The 17504-nt window shown below is 68.1% G+C and carries 17 protein-coding genes; 7 read left to right on the plus strand and 10 right to left on the minus strand.

Annotation, left to right across the window (positions count from 1 at the left end; translation table 11 throughout):
• Positions 1 to 24: 24 nt before the first annotated feature.
• The 7 genes from HV681_RS07420 to HV681_RS07450 all read right to left on the minus strand — a co-directional run bounded on the left by HV681_RS07420 (position 25) and on the right by HV681_RS07450 (position 8422).
• Positions 25 to 999, minus strand: a complete 975-nt coding sequence (locus HV681_RS07420; RefSeq protein ID WP_175122458.1) for a Bug family tripartite tricarboxylate transporter substrate binding protein — start codon at positions 997 to 999, stop codon at positions 25 to 27.
• A gap of 46 nt (positions 1000 to 1045) precedes the next feature.
• Positions 1046 to 3409, minus strand: coding sequence for an acyl-CoA dehydrogenase family protein (locus HV681_RS07425; protein ID WP_175122459.1), 2364 nt, complete (start codon positions 3407 to 3409; stop codon positions 1046 to 1048).
• Complete coding sequence (locus HV681_RS07430) at positions 3406 to 4629, minus strand: CaiB/BaiF CoA transferase family protein (protein WP_175122460.1); 1224 nt, start codon at positions 4627 to 4629, stop codon at positions 3406 to 3408. Before HV681_RS07430 ends, HV681_RS07425 begins: the two co-directional genes overlap by 4 nt.
• A gap of 10 nt (positions 4630 to 4639) precedes the next feature.
• Positions 4640 to 5437 carry an enoyl-CoA hydratase/isomerase family protein gene (locus HV681_RS07435; protein ID WP_175122461.1) on the minus strand — a complete coding sequence of 266 codons (798 nt, stop codon included), beginning with the start codon at positions 5435 to 5437 and terminating at the stop codon, positions 4640 to 4642.
• An 18-nt stretch (positions 5438 to 5455) separates the two neighbouring features.
• Positions 5456 to 6676 carry a CaiB/BaiF CoA transferase family protein gene (locus HV681_RS07440; protein WP_175122462.1) on the minus strand — a complete coding sequence of 407 codons (1221 nt, stop codon included), beginning with the start codon at positions 6674 to 6676 and terminating at the stop codon, positions 5456 to 5458.
• A gap of 115 nt (positions 6677 to 6791) precedes the next feature.
• A complete protein-coding gene (locus HV681_RS07445) occupies positions 6792 to 6956 on the minus strand; it encodes a hypothetical protein (RefSeq protein WP_175122021.1) in 165 nt (54 codons plus the stop codon).
• 56 nt (positions 6957 to 7012) lie between these two features.
• On the minus strand, positions 7013 to 8422 hold the full coding sequence (locus HV681_RS07450) for a hypothetical protein (protein ID WP_254594912.1): 1410 nt from the start codon (positions 8420 to 8422) through the stop codon (positions 7013 to 7015).
• A 231-nt stretch (positions 8423 to 8653) separates the two neighbouring features.
• Here HV681_RS07450 and HV681_RS07455 point away from each other — a divergent pair, with 231 nt between their 5' ends.
• From HV681_RS07455 to HV681_RS07485, 7 genes are all read left to right on the plus strand, one after another.
• Complete coding sequence (locus HV681_RS07455) at positions 8654 to 9085, plus strand: hypothetical protein (RefSeq protein WP_175122463.1); 432 nt, start codon at positions 8654 to 8656, stop codon at positions 9083 to 9085.
• A 42-nt stretch (positions 9086 to 9127) separates the two neighbouring features.
• Positions 9128 to 9826, plus strand: a complete 699-nt coding sequence (locus HV681_RS07460; RefSeq protein ID WP_175122464.1) for a glutathione binding-like protein — start codon at positions 9128 to 9130, stop codon at positions 9824 to 9826.
• A 3-nt stretch (positions 9827 to 9829) separates the two neighbouring features.
• Positions 9830 to 10756 carry a LysR family transcriptional regulator gene (locus HV681_RS07465; RefSeq protein ID WP_175122465.1) on the plus strand — a complete coding sequence of 309 codons (927 nt, stop codon included), beginning with the start codon at positions 9830 to 9832 and terminating at the stop codon, positions 10754 to 10756.
• A 77-nt stretch (positions 10757 to 10833) separates the two neighbouring features.
• Positions 10834 to 12249 carry an FAD-dependent tricarballylate dehydrogenase TcuA gene (tcuA, locus tag HV681_RS07470; protein ID WP_175122466.1) on the plus strand — a complete coding sequence of 472 codons (1416 nt, stop codon included), beginning with the start codon at positions 10834 to 10836 and terminating at the stop codon, positions 12247 to 12249.
• Positions 12236 to 13471: a tricarballylate utilization 4Fe-4S protein TcuB gene (gene tcuB, locus HV681_RS07475; RefSeq protein WP_286939583.1), complete on the plus strand. Its 1236-nt coding sequence runs from the start codon at positions 12236 to 12238 to the stop codon at positions 13469 to 13471. The genes tcuA and tcuB overlap by 14 nt, the downstream gene beginning before the upstream one ends.
• 74 nt (positions 13472 to 13545) lie before the next feature.
• On the plus strand, positions 13546 to 14523 hold the full coding sequence (locus tag HV681_RS07480; RefSeq protein WP_175122467.1) for a Bug family tripartite tricarboxylate transporter substrate binding protein: 978 nt from the start codon (positions 13546 to 13548) through the stop codon (positions 14521 to 14523).
• A gap of 116 nt (positions 14524 to 14639) precedes the next feature.
• Positions 14640 to 15224, plus strand: a complete 585-nt coding sequence (locus HV681_RS07485; RefSeq protein ID WP_175122468.1) for a WG repeat-containing protein — start codon at positions 14640 to 14642, stop codon at positions 15222 to 15224.
• A 43-nt stretch (positions 15225 to 15267) separates the two neighbouring features.
• Here HV681_RS07485 and HV681_RS07490 read toward each other — a convergent pair whose 3' ends face one another.
• The 3 genes from HV681_RS07490 to HV681_RS07500 are packed head-to-tail and all read right to left on the minus strand — an operon-like array spanning position 15268 to position 17396.
• Positions 15268 to 16149, minus strand: a complete 882-nt coding sequence (locus tag HV681_RS07490) for an EamA family transporter (protein WP_175122469.1) — start codon at positions 16147 to 16149, stop codon at positions 15268 to 15270.
• A 49-nt stretch (positions 16150 to 16198) separates the two neighbouring features.
• Positions 16199 to 16945, minus strand: a complete 747-nt coding sequence (gene phbB, locus HV681_RS07495; RefSeq protein WP_175122470.1) for an acetoacetyl-CoA reductase — start codon at positions 16943 to 16945, stop codon at positions 16199 to 16201.
• Positions 16935 to 17396 carry a hypothetical protein gene (locus HV681_RS07500; RefSeq protein WP_313696518.1) on the minus strand — a complete coding sequence of 154 codons (462 nt, stop codon included), beginning with the start codon at positions 17394 to 17396 and terminating at the stop codon, positions 16935 to 16937. Before HV681_RS07500 ends, phbB begins: the two co-directional genes overlap by 11 nt.
• Positions 17397 to 17504: the final 108 nt, after the last annotated feature.

Below are 17504 nucleotides of genomic sequence, written 5' to 3' on the forward strand. Positions count from 1 at the left end.
CGGCAAAAGCGCACGGGCATGGCGTTATTGCAGGCCCAGCTTGCCGCGCTTGATGACCTCGCCCCACTTCTTCGATTCCGTCTCCATCAGCGTGCGGTATGCGTCGGGTGTGGTCGCGACGGGGATGGCGCCCTGGTCGATCATCTTCTGCCGCAGGACCGGGTCGGCCAGGGATTTTGCAATCGCGTCGGACATCTTGTCGACGATGTCCTTGGGCGTGCCGGTGGGCGCGATGACGCCGTAGTTGGATTCCACGATGATGCCGGGAAAGCCGGCCTCCTTGGTGGTGGGTACGTCGGGCAGGCCCTCGAAGCGTTCCGGGCTGGCCACGGCCAGCGCGCGCAGCTTGCCCGCCTTGATGAAGCCCAGCGCGGCGGACGCGTCGCCGGGGAACATCTGCACCTCGTTGGACAGCAGCGCCGTGACTGCGGGCGCGGCGCCCTTGTAGGGCACGTGCATGATGTCGATGCCGGTCTGCTGCTTGAGCAGTTCGCCGCCCAGGTGCGGCGTCGTCACGTTGCCGGCCGAGCCGTAGTTGTATTTGCCGGGCTGCTTCTTGGCGCTGTCGACAAAGGCGGCCAGGGTGGTGTCCGGCAACGACGGATTGACCATGATGACCTGCGGAATGCGCGCGACCAGCGACACGTATTGGATCTTGGACACGTCGTACGGCACCTTCATGACGTGAGGCAGCCCGGTGATCGCGCCCGGCACGCCGAAGCCGAAGGTATTGCCGTCGGGCGTGGCGCGCACGGTGGCGTCGACACCGATGGTGCCGCTGGCGCCGGCCTTGTTCTCGATGACGATGGTTTGCCCGAGGCGCTCGCCCAGAGACGGCGCAAGCAGGCGCGCCAGGTTGTCCACCGAGCCGCCGGGCGGGTAGGGCACGATCAGCCGGATCGGCTGGCTTGGCCAGGGCTGGGCTGCGAGCGCGGCGGGCGTGGCGGCGACGCCGCCCAGGATCATTGCCGCCACCGTCAGTGCGGTTGCTTTCTTCATGTGTCTCTCTCCGGATGCGCCGGCTCGGGCCGGCGCGTTGTCGTTGTCAGGCGCCTTGCAGGCCCAGGACCTGCTTGGCGTAGATGTTGCGCTGGATCTCGTTGGTGCCGCTGAAGATGGTGGCCGCCAGGGCGTTGGTATAGGGCGCCAGCGCCTGCACGCCGCCGCCGCCATAGCTCAGGCGCATTGCCGCGCCGCCATATTCTTCAGCGATCTGGATCAGCAGGGCGCCCAGCCGCTCGTGGGTTTCGGTGGCCCAGATCTTCAGGAGCGACAGTTCCGGCGGCAGCGGAAGTCCGGCTTTGGCCATGTCCGCAAACACGCGGTACATCGCGGTCAGGTCGGCGCTGTCCAGCCGCAACTCGGCCAGCCGGTCGGCGAACGCCGGATCGGCCAGCAGGCCGCGCTGGCGCGCCAGACTGAAGATCTGTTGCAGGGCGTGGCTTGCGTGCTTGGGGCTGCCGCTGAACAGACGCTCGAAGCCCAGCAGGGCCTTGGCAATTCCCCAGCCCGCGTTGAGTTCGCCGACCACGTTGCCGCGCGGCACGCGGACCTGGTCGAAGAAGACCTCGCAGAACTCCTCGTGACCCGACAGCGTGCGGATCGGCCGGCGGCTGACGCCCGGGCTGTTCAGATCGACCAGCAGGAAACTGATGCCTGCCTGCTTCTTGACGGTCTTGTCGGTGCGCACCAGCATGAACATGTGCGTCGCTTCCTGCGCCAGCGTGGACCAGGTCTTCTGGCCGGTGACGACCAGTTCGTCGCCGTCGATCACCGCCTCGCAGCGCAGCGAGGCCAGATCCGATCCCGCGTCGGGTTCCGAGTAGCCCTGCGCCCACACCGCCTCGCCGGACAGGATGCCCGGCAGAAACCGCGCGCGCTGCGCGTCCGTGCCGTGGCGGATGAGGATGGGGCCCAGCATGACCAGGCCCTGGTCCGGCGCGCGCGCCACGCCGTAGCGTTCGGCTTCTTCGATGAACGCGATCTGCCGGGCGGGAGACAGCGCCATGCCGCCATGCTCGCGCGGCCACGACGGTGCGATCCAGCCCTGGCGCGACAAGGTGAAGTACCAGGCCTTGATCTCATCCCAATGCAGCCGCCACGGCACGTGCCGCAGGTGATCGGGGTAATGCGCGCGGAAGAAGCGGCGCAGCAGCTTGCGGAACGCCGCTTCCGGCATCGCGTTCCAGTCTGCCTCGCGCGGGAACTCCATGGCGTCCAGGCCTGGCGTTGAACCCTCCGGTGCGTCCTCTGCCGTATCGTCCGCCTCCGGCGCCGGGTCGGCTGCCAGCACGCCATAACGCTGACGATGCGCCGTGGCGTTGCCCAGCCAGGCGGCCAGGTGCAGGGCGCTGCGGAAGTACAGGCTGACGTCGCATTCGTCGGTGTAGCCGATGGCGCCGTGCAGCTGGATGGCCAGCCGCGCCGCATCGATGCCGGCGCGCGCTGCTCGGGCCTTGACCCGGCTGGCCGCCGCCTTGCGGGCCTTGACGTCGTCCGGCGCCGCGGCAATGGCGTTCAGTGCGTCCAGCAGACTGTTGGACGCCAGCTCGACCTGCAGGGTCGTGTCGACCAGGCGGTGCTGCAGCGCCTGGAATGACGAGAGCGTCTGGCCGAACTGCTTGCGCGTATTCAAGTAGGCGACCGAATCGGCCAGCACCTGCCGCGCGACGCCCACCAGTTCTGCGGACTGCATCAGGCGGCCGTAGTCCAGCGCCTCGTCAACGGCGTCCAGCACGCCCTCGCGCGCCAGCAACGCTTCGCCGCCAACCACCGCGGACTCGATCGTCAAATGGCAGGCCGGCGAGCCGTCCGCGCGTTCGTGCGTCTGCACCGTGACGCCGGGCGTGCCGGCCGGCAGATAGAACAGCGCAGACCCCGTTTCGCCATCGGCCGTGACAAGCCAGCCGTCCACGTCCGCGCCGGGGACGACGTGGCGCTTTTCGCCGTTCAGCACATAGGCGCCTTCGCGCGCGGTGACCGTGACGCCAAACGCCCCGGCGGATTCGCCGGCTTCGAGCTGTCCTTCGGTTTCCTGCCAGGCGAGGCCAACCCGTTTTTCACCGGTGCACAAGGCTTGCAGCAACGCGTCTCGGACGGTGCCATCGCCCGCCGGATTGATGCGCGCCAGCAGCGCCGTGCTCAGCACACCCGCCCCGACAAGCGGTTCGGGCAACTGGGCGCGGCCCGCTTCTTCCAGCACGGCGGCCATCGCGTGCCAGCCCAGTCCCAAACCGCCCAGCGCTTCGGGCACGCTCATGCCCAGCCAGCCGACGGCGGCAATCTCCTGCCAGTACGCGCGCTCGCCGCCCGGGGTGCGGCGCTTGCGCTGCCGCTGGTCGCGGCGTTGCAGGAAGTCGCGCGCGCTATCGCGGATTTCTTCGATCAGTTCGTGGTCTGCGGCGCTCATACGATGCCCTCGGCATGCAGGCGCTCGATCGCTTCGGCGGACAGGCCAAGTTCGGCGCGCAGGATGTCGGCCGTGTGCTCGCCCAGCATGGGCGGGGGCAGACCGGCGGCGATCGGCGTGGCGGAAAAGTGAATCGGGTTGCGGACGATCGGCATGCTGCCCAGCGCGGGATGCTCCACGCTGCCCAGCACCTGCCGATGGCGCACCTGCGGGTCCTCGAACACCTGATCCATGGTGTAGATCGGGCCGCAGGGTACGTTGGCGGCCGCCAGGGCCTGGTTCCAGTCCGCGACGGTTCGCGCCCGCATTGCCGGCTCGATCAGCCGCGACAGATCGGCCTGCGCCGCCGCGCGCTTGGGATTCGTATCAAAGCGTGGGTCGTCGGCGAGCGCGGGCAGCCCGATGACCAGGCAGAAACTGCGGAATTGCGAGTCGTTGCCCACGGCGACCATCAGATGTCCGTCCCGGGATTCGAAGGCACGGAACGGCGCGGTGATCTGCGAGGCCGAGCCCATGCGGGCGGGCAGCTGACCGCTGGCCAGATAGTTCATGCCGATGTGCGAGATGGCCGCGATCTGCGCGTCCAGCAGCGCCAGGTCGATGTGCTGACCCACGCCGGAGATCTGGTCGCGATGCCGCAGCGCGGCAAGAATGGCCGACACCGCATAGAAGCCCGCGGTCAGGTCGGAGACGGAATAACCCGCCTTGACCGGCCCGGCGCCCGGCTCGCCGTCCGGCACACCCGTCACGCTCATCAGCCCGCTCGTGGACTGGAAGATAGGATCGTAGCCCGGCAGGTGGCTGTAGGGGCCGGTCTGGCCGAAGCCGGTGATGGAGCAATACACCAGCCGCGGGTTCAGGGCCGACAGCGAGGCGTAGTCCAGTCCGTAGCGCTTCAGGTCGCCCGCCTTGAAGTTTTCGATGACGATGTCGGCCTTCTGCGCAAGCTGGCGCACCAGCGCCTGGCCTTCGGGCCGCGAGATATCGAGCGTCACGGATTTCTTGCCGCGGTTCATCGCGACGAACGACGAGGTTTCCCGGCTGGGCTTACCGTCGCGGTCCGGCATGGGATAGCCCTGGTGCCGCACGTCGTCGCCGCGGCCGGGGCGCTCCACCTTGATGACCTCGGCGCCGAAGTCGGCCAGCATCTGCGCGGCCCACGGCCCGGAAAAAACCCGGCTCAGGTCCAGGACCTTCACGCCTTCCAATGCACTGGTCATGTCGGCTCCCTTATTTGCCCTGGAACACCGGCGCGCGCTTTTCCAGGAACGCGCGGCGCGCCTCCTGCGCGTCCTCGGTCTTGGCGATGGCCGCCGTCATGTCCTGTTCGTAGCGGTAGCCGTCGCGCAGGCTCATGTCTTCGATGGCGTTGAGGGTCTGCTTGGCCAGCACGGTCGCCAGCGGACTCTTGGAGGCGAGCTCGCGCGCCAGTTCCATGGCGCGGTCCATCAACGCATCGGCGGGCACGGCGGCTTCGACGATGCCCAGGCGATAAAGCTCGTCGCCGTCGACGCGCAGGCCGGTCAGCATCATCCGGCGCAGGCGGGAGTGGCCGAAGAGCCGCATGCCATGGCGGCCCCCGCCCAGCAGCCCGACATTGATCTCCGGCAGTCCCACGACGGCGGTGGACGCGGCGATCAGGATGTCGCAAGAGGCCACGATGGCCAGCCCCGCACCCAGCGCCGCGCCGTTGATCGCGCCCACCACGGGCTTGGCGCATTCACGGATGGCATGAAAGCACTCCCGCGTGCGACGGGAATGCTGCGGCAGGTCGCCCGGCCCCTTGATCGTCTCGCCGCGGCTCTTCAGGTCGGCGCCGGCGCAGAAGATCTTGCCCTGGCCCGACAGCACCACCGCCCGCACCTCGGGCGTCTCCGAAATGCGGTCCAGCACCCATGACAGCTCGTTCATCATGTCGGTGCTGAGCGCGTTCACGGGCGGATTGGCCAGCAGGATGGTGGCGACCCCGTCGGCGATCGTGACGTCCAGCGCGCGGTAGGGGCCAGCCAGGTTCTCCGGCATGCTCATGTCTCTCTCCTTTTTTGTTCAGATGATCTTGCGGTCGCGGTAATCCTGGATCTGTTCGGCGGACAGGCCCAGCTCCGCCAGCACGTCGGCGGTGTGCTGGCCCAGCAGCGGCGGCGCGGCGTCGGCGCGCAGCGCGGCGCTGCCAAAGCGCAGCGGGTTCATCACCTGCGGCACCGAGCCCGCGGCCGGATGCGGCAGCCGACGCAGCATGGCGCGATGCACGACCTGCGGGTCTTCGAAGACTTCGGGAACGGTATTGATGGAGCCCGCCGGTACGCCGGCCTTTTTCAGCGCCGCCAGCCAGTGGGCGCGCGGCTGGGTGACGAAAATGGCGTCCAGGATGGGGTCCAGGGTGTCCTGATTGCGCACGCGCTGGCTGTTGGTGATGTAACGCGGGTCCTGCGCCAGCGCGGGCTGGCCCAGCATGTCGCACAGCGTGGCGAACTGCCCGTCGTTGCCCACCACGATCACGATGTCGCCATCGGCGCACGCGAAGGTGCGCTGCGGCTGGATGTTGGGATGCGCGGTGCCGGTGCGGCGCGGCGCCTTGTTGCCCAACAGGAAGTTCATTGCCTGGTTGGCCAGCAGGCCCACCTGCACGTCCAGCATCGCGACGTCGATGTATTCGCCCTGGCCGGTCTGTGCGCGGCGCAGCAGCGCGGCCACGATGCCCAGCGCGGCATACACGCCGGTGGTCAGGTCCACGATCGGCACGCCGACCTTCTGGGGACCGCCGCCGGGCTTGTCGTCGCGTTCGCCGGTGACGCTCATCAGGCCGCCCATGGCCTGGATCAGGAAGTCGTAGGCGGGTTCGGCGGCGCGTGGCCCGGTCTGCCCGAATCCGGTGACAGAGCAGTACACCAGGCGCGGATTGATCTTGGAGAGCGTGTCGTAATCCAGCCCCATGCGCGCCAGCGTGCCGACCTTGTAGTTCTCCAGCACCACGTCCGCATCGCGGCACAGTTCCTTGACGAGCGCCTGGCCTTCCGGCGTCTGCAGGTCCAGCGTGATGGAGCGCTTGCCGCGGTTGGTGGCAATGAAGTAGGCGCCGTCCTTGGTGTCCTGGCCTTGCTCGTCCTTGAGGAACGGGGGGCCCCAGGAGCGCGTGTCGTCGCCCTGGCCCGGCCGCTCGACCTTGATGACGTCAGCGCCCAGGTCGGCCAGGATCTGGCTGGCCCAGGGACCGGCCAGGATGCGGCTCAGGTCCAGCACTTTGAGATTCGATAACAGCGGCTGCAAAGCCTTCTCCTTGACTGCGGTATGTGCAGGCAGTCTAGGAGAGGGCGGGCGCTGCGGGAGGGGCCCGCGAGCGCAAAGCTGTTATGCGGATTGAGGCCGTCGTCGTGCGTCGGCGTCAGCGTCCCGTGTTGGGATAGTCAGGCCCGGCGTCGTTGAACCCGCCGGAGCTGTACGGATTTGCCGCGCCGGGGTGCGGCGGTCCGCCGGGGCCGGCGCCGCAACCGGCCAGGAGCAGGGTGGCGGCAAGAAGAGAAAGCAGGCGCTTCAGGGAGGATGTCATGGAGGTCTCCTGCGTCTGCCCCTCAGCAGGCGCGTGGCTTGCAGCGTATGCGCGGATTATAGGCCCGCAGTCTTCGCCTTGATCCGGGGTTTTGCGCAACGCGCGCGATACGCGTTCACCGGGTCGGAATCCGCGGGATGAAAGTACGGGTGCGGGTAGCCTGCTTCGCGCAGCGCCGCGTGCAGGCGAACGCCCCACACGCATTCGCGCTGCGCTTCGTCCCACAGCCGCGCCGCCAGGTCTTTTTGTCCGCTGCGCCACAGCGCCAGGCCGTAATCGGCCGCGATTTCTTCGTCGCGCGGCAGGTCGCGGTAGGCAAGGCGCATCAGGCGCAGGCCTTCGTCGGTCTGGCCGCGCAGGGCCAGAATCCAGCCCAGCGTGCCCTGGTTGTACGGACGCGGGCCGACGCGCGCCAGCGAGCGGCGGGCCTGTTCCTCCGCTTGCGGCAGGTAGTCGGGAAAGTCCGCCAGGAAGTAGGCCGTGTTGTTCGCCAGGTCCGTTGAGTCGGCGGCGTGCTTTTTCGATTGCCGGGCCTGCAAGACGTTCGAATCCTCCAGCACCAGATCGGGCATGCCGAGCAGGCGCTCCACTTCCAGCCGCTTGCGCCGGTCGGCGTCGTCAACCGGCTTGAACATGTCCGGAAACGGCCGTTGCCGGGTCTGCAGCAGCCAGTGCCGCGCCAGATCGGTTTGGCCAGCGGCCAGCAGCAACCGGGCCAGATCCAGCTTCTGCTCGGCGCTGCGGGTGCAGCGCATGGCGCCGATCAGCGCGCGGGCGCCGTCCGTGTCGTGCTGCGCGAACTTGCGGTTGACGGCGTCCAGCTCCGCAAAGCACTTGCTGTCGCGCGTGACGTCCGCATCGATATGCAGCGACACCGAACCTGCCGGCAAATCGTGGCTGAAGTAGGCGGTCGCGCCCTGCCGGGTGGTGTAGCCCAGGTCCACCCATTGTTCGCCCCAGCGCTGGGGCATGGTCATGATGTACGGCCAGGCCGGCAAGGGCTCGGTGCTGCCGCTGCGCTGCAACTGGAAGAAGTGCCCCCAAGGCCCGTCGCCGATGCGGCGGATCAGGGTGAAGTCGTCTTCCGTATGCGGCAGCGAGGTCCGGATCTGCGCCGTGCGGCCTTCGGCGTCGGTGACGCCATGCAGGATGCCATCGCCGGAAGGGGTATCGAGAATCTCGTCGTTCGAGCCGGTCACGAAGACGCGGTACGGCGTATGCGGCGCGGGGGCGGGGCCATTGCCATCCATCAGCGTCAACGTCAGGCTGCGCGTGCGGCTTGGGGTGTCTGACACCTGCGCGGCCGCCGTGCCTGCCGGAGCCGCTGCATGCGCGGCCGCCGCGGCCAGTCCCAGCACGGCCGCCAGGCATGACGCCGAGGCCGATGCGAACCAGGCGGGGCGCGATGCGGCGTCGGGAAGTGCGGGTGAGGCGGATTGTCCGGAACGTTGCTGCGGGTGCTTCATGGGGACTGCCAGTGGCGCCGGGCGCGGCGGGCTGCCACGGCGGTAGGGGAGAAGGCCTGCCAAAGCAGGGCGCTGCGACGCAAGCGCGAGCCGGATTGTGCATCACAAACCGAATGCGTAGCGGGCCGCGGGATCCGATGCGCGTGGCGGCTTCGCGCCGCTGACAGCCCCGCGCCCGCGTCAACGTGTGGCATCCTCGCGCCTTCGCCTTCGCCTTCCCCGCCGTGCCCCATGTCCAAACTCATTCTGCGCGCCCTGGACCTGTCTCTCCTGTCGTTTGCCGCCGCGCTTTTCGGCGCGTGCCTGACGTCCTTGCTGCAGACCGGTGACCTCGGCTGGGTGGTCCCCGACGCGCCGTACATGTTCTCGGCGCGCGATTTCTACGCCCAGGCGGTCCTGGCCGGCCTGGCTGGTGTGCTGATGCTGATCGTGGCCGAGCGCCCGGCCAAGCTGCGCCAGTCCTCCTCCTGGCGCCTCGCGGCGACGTTTGCCGCCGCGCTGCTCGCCCTGTACCTCGCGCCGCCTTCCCCGCAAGTGTTCGGCAACACCTGGGCCCCCGGCGAGGCCACACGCGAGCTGTTTCTGGCGCAATGGCGCCTGGTCCTGCCCATCGCCGTCGCGGCGACCGCGCTGCGGTGGGGTTTGCGCCGGCTTTTGCGCTAGGATTGTCGTCACCCAACCCCGCCTCCCCCGGAGATACCCTGCATGTCCTCCCTAGACGCCTTTGCCATCACCAAGAAGTGGCCCGCCCAGCATCCCGACCGCATCCAGCTCTATTCGCTGCCGACGCCCAACGGCGTGAAGGCGTCGATCATGCTCGAGGAAACCGGTCTGCCCTATGAAGTCCACCGGGTCGCCTTCGATACCAAGGACCAGTTCACGCCCGAGTTCCTGTCGCTCAGCCCGAACAACAAGATCCCGGCCATCCTCGACCCGAACGGGCCGGACGGCAAGCCGCTGGGCCTGTTCGAGTCCGGCGCGATCCTGGTCTACCTGGCCAGCAAGGCCGGCCAGTTCATCCCGGCGGACACGGCGGGTCGCTTCGAGACGCTGCAATGGGTGATGTTCCAGATGGGCGGCATCGGACCGATGTTCGGCCAACTGGGCTTTTTCCATCGGTTCGCGGGCAAGGACTATGAAGACAAGCGCCCGCGCGACCGTTATGTGGACGAGTCCAAGCGCCTGCTCGCCGTGCTGGACCAGCGCCTGGAAGGGCGCGACTGGGTGATGGGCGACCAGTACACCATCGCCGACATAGCCATCTTCCCGTGGGTGCGCAACCTGGTGGGCTTCTATGACGCCGGCGACCTCGTCGGCTTTTCGTCGTTCAAGAACGTCGCGCGCGTGCTGGACGCGTTCGTGGCGCGGCCGGCGGTTGCCAAGGGTCTGACCATTCCGGGCTGACCGATGGAACTGCGCCAGCTCCGTTACTTCGTGCGCGTGGTCGAGGCCGGCAGCATCGGCCGGGCGGCCATGTCGATCGGCATGGTCACGTCGGCGCTCAGCCAGCAGATCAGCCGTCTCGAAGGCGAGTTGTCCACGCGGCTGTTGCAGCGCAGCGCCAGCGGCGTGGTGCCCACGGACGCGGGGCTGGCGTTTTTCCGGCAGGCGCAGCTGGCCCTGCGCCACGCCGACGACGCCGTCCAGGCTGCGCAACAGGCCCGGCTGGCCGGGCACGTCAGCGTCGGCCTGCCATCCACGACGGCGGCGGTGCTGGGCGCGCCCTTCCTGCAGGCCATGAATGCGCGTTACCCCGACATCCGGCTTCATCTGGTCGAAGCGCTGTCCGGGCACCTGACCGACATGCTCAACGGCCGCCTGCTGGATCTGGCCATCGTGTTCCATGCCGAATCTGCGCGCCGCTGGAGCGTGATGCCGCTGCTGGACGAGCCCCTGTTCCTTTTTGCCCGGCCCGGCATGCCCGGCGTGCCGGCTGGTGACACGACACGGCTGGAAGCCATTGCCGACCTGCCGCTGGTGCTGCCCAGCGGCCGCCACGGCCTGCGCGCGCTGGTCAACAACGCCTTCCAGCAACTGGGACGCACGCCCCGGGTGGTGGCCGAAGTCGATGGCCTGTCCCTGCTGATGGACGTGGTGCAGCAGGGCGGCGCGGCGACGATCCAGCCCAGTTCGGCCACCGCGCGCATCGCGCCCGGCCAGTTGCAGATGGCGCGCATCGACGATGCCCACCTGTTCCGCTCCAACCTGCTGGCCAGCCTGTCGGACGAGGAGCTGTCACCCGCGGCGCTGGCGGCCCGGCTGGTCATGGCCGACGTGTCCCGCACCCTGGCCCGCGAAGGCAAATGGGCGGTGGTCGCTCTTCACGAATCGTGAATACCCGTTGACGCCTGCCTGATATCGCAGCGGCGCGCCGCTGCGTAGAGTCTGCCCCTTGAATTGGGGAAGATGGCATGGTTGACGTCTTGGTGATTGGTGGGGGCAATGCGGCGCTGTGCGCGGCCCTGATGGCGCGCGAAGCCGGCGCCAGCGTGCTGCTGCTGGAAGCGGCGCCAAAGGAATGGCGCGGCGGAAACTCGCAGCACACGCGCAATCTGCGCTGCATGCACGATGCGCCGCAGGACGTGCTGATCGACGCGTATCCCGAAGAGGAATACTGGCAGGACCTGCTCAAGGTGACGGGAGGGCTGACCAACGAACACCTGGCGCGGCTGGTCATCCGCGAGTCCTCCACCTGTCGCGACTGGATGCGCCGCCACGGCGTGAACTTCCAGCCGCCGCTGTCGGGCGCGCTGCACGTGGCGCGCACCAATGCGTTCTTCATGGGTGGCGGCAAGGCGCTGGTGAACGCCTATTACCGCAGCGCCGAAGCGCTGGGTGTGCAGATCCGCTACAACGCGCCGGTCGATTCGCTGGACCTGGACAACGGCCGCTTCGTGGCCGCGCGCATTGGCGACGAGCGCATCGAGGCCCGCGCCTGTGTGCTGGCCGCAGGGGGCTTCGAGTCCAACCGCGAATGGCTGCGCGAAGCCTGGGGTCAGAACGAGCGCGGCGAATGGCCGGCCGACAACTTTTTGATCCGCGGCACGCGCTTCAACATGGGCGTGCTGCTGAAATTCATGCTGGATGCCGGCGCGGACGGCATCGGCGACCCCTCCCAATCGCATTGCGTGGCCATCGACGCCCGCGCGCCGCTCTACGACGGCGGCATCTGCACGCGCATCGATTGCGTGTCGCTGGGCGTGGTCGTCAACCGCGACGCCGAGCGCTTCTACGACGAGGGCGAGGACTTCTGGCCCAAGCGCTACGCCATCTGGGGGCGTCTGACCGCCATGCAGCCGGGCCAGATCGCGTATTCCATCATCGACGCCAAGGCGATCGGCCGCTTCATGCCGCCGGTGTTTCCGGGCGTGAAGGCCGATACGTTGCCCGAACTGGCGGAGAAGCTGGGGCTGGATGCGGCCACCTTCGAGAAGACGGTCGGGGACTACAACGCGGCCTGCCGTGTGGGCAAGTTCGACCACACCGCGCTGGACGACTGCCATACCGAAGGCCTGACGCCCGCCAAGACGCACTGGGCGCGGCCCATCGACACCGCGCCGTTCTACGGCTATGCGCTGCGTCCCGGCATCACCTTTACCTATCTGGGCCTGAAGGTGGACGACACCGCCGCGGTCCGTTTCAACGACCAGCCCAGCGACAACCTTTTTGTCGCGGGCGAAATGATGGCCGGCAACGTGCTGGGCAAGGGATACACGGCAGGCGTGGGCATGTCCATCGGCACGGCCTTCGGCCGCATTGCCGGCACCCGCGCCGCTGCCGCGGCGCTTGGCCAGAACCCTGCGGGAGCACACCGTGAAGCAGCTTGAAGCCCTGGCCCGCGAGGCGCAGTCCTTTTCCACCAGCCAGTCCGGACCTATCCCGACTCCCGCGCCCACCGAGCAGCCCGTGCATTTTCATGCAAGGGGCGCCAAGCCGCTGACGGAATCGCTGACCGATGACGAGACCGAAGTGGCGCGCGTCATGCAGATCTGCAACGCCTGCCGCTACTGCGAAGGCTTCTGCGCGGTGTTTCCCGCCATGACGCGCCGCCTGGAATTCGGCAAGGCCGACCTGAACTACCTGGCCAACCTGTGCCATAACTGCGGCGCCTGTCTGCACGCGTGCCAGTACGCGCCGCCGCACGAGTTCGCCGTCAACGTGCCGCAGGCCATGGCCAAGGTGCGGATGCAGACCTACACCGACTATGCGTGGCCCGCGGCGCTGGGCACGCTGTACAAGCGCAATGGCCTCGCGCTGTCGCTGGCCACGGCCGCCGGACTGGCGCTGTTCCTGGTGCTGGCGGTGGTGATGGCGGGCGGCCTGTTCCACGAGCCGATGGCAGGCAATTTCTACGCCGTGTTCCCGCACAACACGCTGGCGCTGATGTTTGGCGTGGTGTTCGGCTTTTCGATGCTGGCGCTGGCGGTGGGCGTGACGCGGTTCTGGCGCAACGTCAGCCCGGGGGCGGCCTCCGGCCCAGCGGTGGCCGAGGCGGCGCACGACGCGCTGCGCCTGCGCTATCTGGACGGCGGCCACGGCAAGGGTTGCAACAACGCCGACGACGCCTTCACGCTGTGGCGCCGGCGGTTTCACCACTTCACGTTCTACGGCTTCATGCTGTGTTTCGCAGCCACCTGTGTCGCCACGCTTTACCACTATCTGCTGGACCAGCAGGCGCCATATCCGATCCTGAGCGCGCCGGTGCTGCTGGGCACCGCGGGCGGCATCGGCCTCTTGATCGGGCCAGCCGGCTTGCTGTGGCTGAATGTCAAGCGCCATCCCCTGCAGGGCGACGCGGCGCAGAAACCGATGGACCGGGGCTTCATCGTGCTGTTGTTCCTGACCAGCGCGACGGGCCTGGCGCTCTTGGCCGGCCGCGACGGCAGCGCGATGGCGCTGCTGCTGGCGATCCATCTTGGCGTCGTGATGGCGTTGTTCCTGACCTTGCCCTACGGCAAGTTCGCCCATGGCATCTACCGCTCGGCCGCGCTCTTGAAGTGGTCCATCGAAAAACGCCAGCCCAACAAGCTGCAGCTCGGTTCGGACTGACCGGACCGGCCTTATCGCCGGCCTGACAGCGCCCGCTCGAGGTGCTGCAGCCGGCCACAACCCTGGAGACTCCCATGTTCCGCACTCGTTTGCTGGCGCGCTGCGCGCTGGCCGCCTGTCTGAGCCCGGCCCTGCCGGCGGCGCACGCCCAGACCTTTCCCGTCAAGCCGATCACGTTGGCCGTCCCGCATTCTGCGGGCGGCACGTCCGACATCCTGGCCCGCACCGTTGCGGCCGAAGCCGCCAAGACGCTCGGCCAGACGATCGTGATCGACAACAAGGGCGGCGCCAACGGCACCATCGCCGCCAAGCAGGTGGCTTCGGCCGCGCCGGACGGCTACACGCTGCTGCTGGCCACCGCCAGCACGCACGGCATCAACCCGTCGCTGTACTCGCGCATTTCGTACGACGCGGTCAAGGACTTCACGCCGGTCACGCTGCTGGCCACCGTGCCCAACGTGCTGGTCGTCGGCCCCAACGTCAAGGCCAAGAATGTGCAGGAGCTGATCGCGTTCATCCGTTCGCAGGGCGACAAGACCAACATGGGCTCGGCGGGCGCCGGCACGCCGGGGCACCTGGCGGGCGAGATGTTCAAGAGCGAAGCGAAGCTGGAATTCACGCACGTGCCGTACAAGGGCGGCAGCCCCGCGATCACGGACCTGATCGGCGGCCAGATCGACTTCATGTTCACCACCATTCCGGGCGTCCTGCCACACGTTAAGGCGGGCACGCTGCGCGCATTGGCCGTGACGTCGCCTGAGCGTTCGTCCGCGATGCCGGACGTGCCGACGATGGCCGAATCCGGCTTGCCCGGCTTTCAGGCGGTGTCCTGGCACGGCATCGTCGCGCCGGCCGGTACGCCGGACGCGGTGGTGGCCAAGCTGAATCAGGCGTTGACCGGCGCGCTGGCCTCGCCCGAGGTCAAGCAGCGCCTGCTGGAAGAGGGCGCGCGCGCCTCCAGCGTGAACACCGCCGAATTCGGCAAGTTCATCCAGACCGAGATCGCGGCGTGGGCGAAGGCGGTCAAGGACTCTGGCGCCACGGCGAATTGAGGCGGCAGGCGGTCGCGCGGCTTCTTTCAGCCTTTGAGGATTTCTGAAGACCGACGGGATTTGCCGGGCATCAGACGGGCGGGTGAGCGCGAATCCGCCATGCTAGGATGCCCCGCATGCTGATTGCCGCCTTGCTTACCTCGCTGGCCCTGACCTCGGGCCCTGCCATTGAATACGACCTTTCGTGCTTCTTTGCGGACAAGGAAGCGGAAGGCTCCCTCGAACACGTCCAGCACTGCGCCCGAACCACAAACGGTGGCGTCGAGTTCCGTCCCGCCGTCATGGCGCGCATGGATTTCAGCAAGGATGGCCTGTCACCCGCAACGGCCAACGGCTCGTGGCACTGGGTGCGGCCCGACGGACGCGCCGTCGCCGTGGTCACGTTCGATAACGGCGCCGACGATTTCGAGGAAGGCCTGACGCGCGGACCGTGGGCGGGCGGCATGGCCTACTACGACAGGCAACTCAACCGCGTGCTGGCCACGCCTTACGACTGGGTCGACCGCTTCGAGGGCGGTCTCGCCGCGGTGTGCAAGGGTTGCCGCATCGAACGCACGCGCGACGGCGAACACAGTTATGTCACGGGCGGAGAATGGGGCGCCATCGACCGCGAAGGGCGGCTGGCGCTGCCCATGCGGCCGGATGCGATGTCGTTGCGGGCAGAGATGGAGGCGGCGCGCGGGGCGCCTCACCCGCAATAAATCTGCCGTACAGGGTGGGGGCCGCGCGTTACAAATATGAGGCTCAGCGCGCGGCCCGCGGCGCTACCGCTGGCACCGTTTGACGTTGCGCGCGCTGGCTCAGCCAGACGCTGCCCACCACCACCCCCATGCCTGCCAATTGCAGCGGCGACAGGCTTTGGCCCAGGATCGCCCACCCCAGCACCGTGGCGGACAGCGGACTCAGAAAGCCCAGCGACGACACCGCAGCGGGTTCCAGCCGCGCCACCCCGCGGAACCACAGCACATAGGTCAGCGCCGCGCCGATCAGTCCCAGCCAAGCCAGGCCCATGACATTGACCAGCGTGAACGTCGGCAGCGGCGCCTCGGCCAGCAGCGCTGCGGGCACGAGCAGGATGCCGCCCGCCGTCAATTGCCACGACGTGAAGGTCAGCGCCGACACGGGCGGTTGCCACCGGCGGCTCAGCACGGTGCCCAGCGCCATGGATGCCGCGCTGCCCAACCCGGCTGCAACGCCGACGGGGTCCAGCGCCGCCTTGGGCGTCAGCACCAGCAGCGCCACGCCAGCCAGGCCCGTCAACGCCGCCACCACGGACAGCCCGCGCACCGGAGCGCCCAGCAGCAGCCGGGCCAGTGCGATCACGACCAATGGCTGGATCGCACCGAGCGTGGCCGCCACCCCGCCCGGCAGGCGGTAGGCGGCGACGAACAGCAACGCCCAGAACACCGAAAAATTCAGCGCCCCAAGGATGAACACGCGCAGCCACCAGATGCCGTGCGGCAGCGCACGGACCCACAACATCAGCAGGATGCCCGCGGGCAGGGAGCGCAGCATGGCGACCGTCAGCGGATAGCCCGGCGGCAGCATCAGCGTGGTGACGACGTAGGTGCTGCCCCAGATCGTGGGGGCGAGCGCGGTCAGGAGGAGGTCGGTGTTGCGGGACATTAATCAAAGGGAAGCGGCCGGCCAGCGCGCGCAGCGCTGGCCGCCGCCTTCAATACATATGCTGCCCGCCGTTCATGGCCACGTTGCTGCCTGTCATGAACCCGGCCGCGTCGCTGCAGATGAACGCGATCAGCGCGCCGATCTCATCGGGCTCGCCCAGCCGTCCCACGGGGATCTGCGGCAGGATCTTTTCCTGCATGACCTCCGGCGGCACGGCCTGCACCATGCGCGTGGCCAGATAACCGGGCGACACGGTGTTCACCGTCACGCCCTTGCGGGCGACTTCCAGCGCCAGCGATTTGGTGAAGCCGTGGATGCCCGCCTTGGAGGCCGCGTAGTTGGTCTGCCCGAATGCACCCTTGCTGCCGTTCACCGAAGAAATGTTCACGATGCGGCCCCAGCCCCGATCCGCCATCGGCCCGCAAAGCGGCTGCGTCATGTTGAACATGGAGTCCAGGTTGCTGTGCATGACCTCGGCCCAATTCTGCGCGCTCATTTTGCGCAGGCTGGCGTCGCGCGTGATGCCGGCGTTGTTGATCAGGATGTCGATCTGGCGCCCGTCTTCTTCCAATTTGCGCGCCAGCGCCTGGCAGGCGTCGAAGTCCGCCACGTTGACCTTGTACATGGCGAAGGTGCGGCCTTTGGCGGCCTCTTCCTTGATCCATTCGCGCGTGGCGGTCTCGCTGGAATGGTAGGTGACGATGACGTCGTGGCCCGCATCGTGCAGCGCGACGGCGATGGCACGGCCCAGGCAGCCCGTCCCGCCCGTGATGAGGGCGGTTCGTTTAGCGGTCATGACGGCCTCCCTGCTGGTGGGCGTCCTGCATGGCCGCGCAGGCGGCCGCCATCTGGTTGGTCATCGTGGACCACATCTGCGCAAAGGGCGAGTTGTCGGCGGCCGCGCTGTTGGCCTGCTTGAACCATTCGCACATCGCTTCGCCCACGCCGGCGGCCATGGTGGCCTGCTCCTGCAGCGCGGCGTGCGTGAGGGCCTGGCTGGCTTCCAATTGCGCCTGCCAGCGTTTGCGCGCGAGCTCGCCCATGGCTGGCATGACATCCTGCCAGTTGGCGGTGGGGTTCAAGGGGGAGAGGGCGGCGAGGACTTGGCCGGAGCTGTCGCCGGCCAGACGCTGGCCCATTTCCAGCCAGCGCTGCTGGCTTTCCTGCGCAAGCTGGGCCAAGCGCTGGCAGAAGGCGACGTTGGCGCCGGTCAGGCCGGCGGGCAGGGAGGCATTTGCTTTCTTCATCATCCGTCCTTGTAAATGGCGTGCTAAGGGGAAACGAATACACACGAGCCTCATGCCGTCGGCAGAGGGGCTTGCCCGTCAACGATAGCCCAGCGAGCGGCGGTACGG

It is taken from the genome of Achromobacter animicus, from assembly GCF_902859585.1.
In the GTDB taxonomy this organism is placed as follows: domain Bacteria; phylum Pseudomonadota; class Gammaproteobacteria; order Burkholderiales; family Burkholderiaceae_B; genus Achromobacter; species Achromobacter animicus.

Bases quoted from the DNA above. Each gene is read 5' to 3' on its own strand.
- HV681_RS07420 (WP_175122458.1), bottom strand. From the start codon at position 999: ATGAAGAAAGCAACCGCACTGACGGTGGCGGCAATGATCCTGGGCGGC.
- HV681_RS07425 (WP_175122459.1), bottom strand. From the start codon at position 3,409: ATGAGCGCCGCAGACCACGAACTGATCGAAGAAATCCGCGATAGCGCG.
- HV681_RS07430 (WP_175122460.1), bottom strand. From the start codon at position 4,629: ATGACCAGTGCATTGGAAGGCGTGAAGGTCCTGGACCTGAGCCGGGTT.
- HV681_RS07435 (WP_175122461.1), bottom strand. From the start codon at position 5,437: ATGAGCATGCCGGAGAACCTGGCTGGCCCCTACCGCGCGCTGGACGTC.
- HV681_RS07445 (WP_175122021.1), bottom strand. From the start codon at position 6,956: ATGACATCCTCCCTGAAGCGCCTGCTTTCTCTTCTTGCCGCCACCCTG.
- HV681_RS07450 (WP_254594912.1), bottom strand. From the start codon at position 8,422: ATGAAGCACCCGCAGCAACGTTCCGGACAATCCGCCTCACCCGCACTT.
- HV681_RS07455 (WP_175122463.1), top strand. From the start codon at position 8,654: ATGTCCAAACTCATTCTGCGCGCCCTGGACCTGTCTCTCCTGTCGTTT.
- HV681_RS07460 (WP_175122464.1), top strand. From the start codon at position 9,128: ATGTCCTCCCTAGACGCCTTTGCCATCACCAAGAAGTGGCCCGCCCAG.
- HV681_RS07465 (WP_175122465.1), top strand. From the start codon at position 9,830: ATGGAACTGCGCCAGCTCCGTTACTTCGTGCGCGTGGTCGAGGCCGGC.
- tcuA (WP_175122466.1), top strand. From the start codon at position 10,834: ATGGTTGACGTCTTGGTGATTGGTGGGGGCAATGCGGCGCTGTGCGCG.
- HV681_RS07480 (WP_175122467.1), top strand. From the start codon at position 13,546: ATGTTCCGCACTCGTTTGCTGGCGCGCTGCGCGCTGGCCGCCTGTCTG.
- HV681_RS07485 (WP_175122468.1), top strand. From the start codon at position 14,640: ATGCTGATTGCCGCCTTGCTTACCTCGCTGGCCCTGACCTCGGGCCCT.
- HV681_RS07490 (WP_175122469.1), bottom strand. From the start codon at position 16,149: ATGTCCCGCAACACCGACCTCCTCCTGACCGCGCTCGCCCCCACGATC.
- phbB (WP_175122470.1), bottom strand. From the start codon at position 16,945: ATGACCGCTAAACGAACCGCCCTCATCACGGGCGGGACGGGCTGCCTG.
- HV681_RS07500 (WP_313696518.1), bottom strand. From the start codon at position 17,396: ATGAAGAAAGCAAATGCCTCCCTGCCCGCCGGCCTGACCGGCGCCAAC.